This window comes from Pantoea sp. ME81 (assembly GCF_903970985.1).
Taxonomy (GTDB): Bacteria; Pseudomonadota; Gammaproteobacteria; order Enterobacterales; family Enterobacteriaceae; genus Pantoea; species Pantoea communis.
The window spans coordinates 1-2,832 of record NZ_CAJCKS010000307.1 but is presented as its reverse complement, the minus strand read 5'-3'; the positions used below and the strand labels follow the sequence as shown (position 1 = coordinate 2,832).

Below are 2,832 nucleotides of genomic sequence, written 5' to 3'. Positions count from 1 at the left end.
GTACGGCATTTCCTATGAAGAGCAGGCGTCCGGCAACCAGACCACCCAGCTGTATATCATCTCGATTCTGGTGGTGTTCCTGTGTCTGGCTGCGCTGTACGAGAGCTGGTCGATTCCGTTCTCGGTGATCATGGTGGTGCCGCTCGGCATTCTCGGGACTATTAGTGCCGTACTGCTGCGCGGCTTGCAGAACGACGTATTCTTCCAGGTGGGCTTACTCACCACGGTGGGACTGGCGGCGAAAAACGCCATTCTGATTGTGGAATTCGCCAAAGAGTTGCACGAACGGGAAGGCAAAACGCTGGTCGAGGCAGCGGTGGAAGCCGCGAGACTGCGTATCCGACCGATTATCATGACGTCGATGGCGTTTATTCTCGGCGTGCTGCCGCTGACTATCTCTAACGGCGCAGGCGCAGGTAGCCAGCACTCGATTGGTACGGCGGTAGCAGGCGGGATGATCACCGCCACCTTCCTCGCCATCTTCTTTGTTCCGATGTTCTACGTGGTGGTTTCGCAGTTCTTCGCCCGCAAGAAAAAATCATCCGCAGAGGTGACAACGCATGCACACTAAAACTTTCCGTATGGCGCTGCTGCCGCTGGCCATGGCGCTGGCGGGATGTACGCTGGCACCCCACTATCAGCGCCCCGCAATGCCGGTAGACGCGAAGTACGATCAGCCCACGCCGGTGGGCAATGTGGCGGATCTGCCGTGGCAGAACTTCTTCACTGACGCCACGATGCGCAATCTGATTCAGCTGTCACTCGACAACAATCGTGACCTGCGCGTCGCGGCGCTAAATGTCGAAGAGGCACAGCAGAGTGTCACGGTGCAGCGTGCGGCGTTAATGCCGTCAATCAATGCTACCGCCAGCCAGACCTCGGCGCATGAACCGGCCAACCTCTACAACACCAAAACCACTGGTGCGGTGACCTATCACGAGCTGAACGCCGGGCTGGGCGTCACCTCATGGGAGCTGGATTTCTTTGGTCGCTTGCAGAGCCTGCGTGATGAAGCGCAGGAAACCTATCTGTCCACCGCCGCGACCGAACGCGCCACGCGCATCTCGCTGATTTCGGAGGTGGCCACCGCCTGGCTGACCTTGAGTTCGGATAACGATCTGCTGCATCTGGCGCAAAATACCGCCAAAAGTCAGCAAGAGTCGTATCGTCTGACGCAACTCAGCTACAACGGCGGGGCCAGTAGCGATCAGGATCTGGCACAGGCAGAGAGCACGGTGCGGGCTGCCCAGGCGGATGTGGCAAGCTATACGCGTCAGGTACGTCAGGATGTGGACGCGCTGCGCTTGCTGGTGGGCACCGATCTGCCCGCTACCTTGTTGTCCCACGCCACGCTGGACGTCAACTGGCAGTTCCCGGCCACGCCAGCGGGCTTGCCATCTGATCTGTTGACGCGTCGTCCGGATATCATGGCCGCAGAACATAGCCTGAAAGCGGCGAATGCCAACATTGGCGCAGCGCGCGCAGCGTTCTTCCCGAGCATCACGCTGACCGCTTCTGGCGGATCGACCAGCAGTTCGCTCGGCAGTTTGCTGGGCGGCGGCACCGGTGCCTGGTCCTTTGTGCCGTCGATCAATCTGCCGATCTTTGACGGCGGCAAAAACGAGGCTAATCTCAACATCGCGCATATCGAGAAACGCATTGAAATTGCTGACTATGAGAAAGCGATTCAAACCGCGTTCAAAGAGGTGAATGATGCGCTGGCCGGTCAGGATACCTGGCAGGATCAGCTGACAGCGCTGCAACAGGAGGTCGGTGCTAATCAACGCGATTACGACTATTCCGAAATGCGCTTTAAGCAAGGCGTAGACAATTATCTCAATGTATTAGTGGCCCAGCGATCGCTTTACAGTTCGCAGCAGTCGTTAATCAGTGCACATCTGGGCCAATTGAGCGAGAAAATCACCTTGTATAAAGCCTTAGGAGGCGGTTGGAAGGCCTGAGTGCCTTAACGTTACCCTTACGGTTTCTCCATGGAAATTCCATGGCACTTCAGCTGATAATACAAGCAGTGATGATTTCCTTTGAAATAATCCCCTGTTAGTGCAGGGGATTTTCCTTTTTCCTGTTTATCTGAAGAGTCCGATGACAATTAATTCCCCTGGCAAATCGCGTTTCCACTGGCTGAAATGGCTACTCATTTTACTTGTTGTGTTAATCGTGGCTGGCGTGATTTGGCGCGTTGTCGGCGGCCATGGCGGTGCGCCGGGCGGCATGCCACCAGGAGGTGGAAAAGGCGGTCATCGCGGGGGCGCAGGTGGACCTCCGGGCATGGCGATGATGGGCGGCAGTGCCACGCTGGTGCACAGTGGCGTGGCCACGACGGCCAACGTGCCGGTGTATCTCAATGCGTTGGGCACGGTGATCCCCAATGCCAGCGTTACCGTGACCAGCCGCGTAGCGGGTCAACTGGAAAAAGTGTTCTTTACCGAAGGGCAAAAAGTTGAGGCCGGACAGCTGCTGGCGCAGATTGATCCACGCAGCTATCAGGCGACACTGGCGCAGTATCAGGGCGATCTCAATCAGAACCAGGCATTGCTGAAAAGCGCCGAGTTGACGCTGGCCCGCTACAAAAAACTGGCGGCTCAGGACTCGCTGTCACGCCAGGATCTCGATACGCAAACCGCTACCGTCGGCCAGTATAAAGGCGCCGTAGCGGCCGATCAGGCGCAGATCGCCAGTGCGAAGCTGGATATTGAGTATGCGCGCATCACTTCACCAGTCAGCGGCCGTGTCGGCCTGCGTCTGGTCGACCCGGGCAACATGGTGCAAACCACCGATACCACGGGCATTGTGGTGGTGACGCAGATGCAG

3 protein-coding genes are annotated in these 2,832 nt (G+C 57.6%); all 3 read left to right on the top strand.

The window, feature by feature from the left end:
* Nucleotides 1-571: efflux RND transporter permease subunit (locus H7A81_RS26695; RefSeq protein ID WP_182059277.1), on the top strand; the 571-nt coding region annotated here is incomplete at its 5' end.
* Nucleotides 561-1,961, top strand: coding sequence for an efflux transporter outer membrane subunit (locus H7A81_RS26690; protein WP_182059276.1), 1,401 nt, complete (start codon nucleotides 561-563; stop codon nucleotides 1,959-1,961). The genes H7A81_RS26695 and H7A81_RS26690, both read left to right, overlap by 11 nt.
* Before the next feature lie 142 nt (nucleotides 1,962-2,103).
* A partial coding sequence (locus tag H7A81_RS26685) for an efflux RND transporter periplasmic adaptor subunit (protein ID WP_182059275.1) occupies nucleotides 2,104-2,832 on the top strand: 729 nt, incomplete at its 3' end.

What these genes read in the sequence shown, in the direction of transcription:
- H7A81_RS26690 (WP_182059276.1), top strand. Translation starts at nt 561, where the DNA reads ATGCACACTAAAACTTTCCGTATGGCGCTGCTGCCGCTGGCCATGGCG.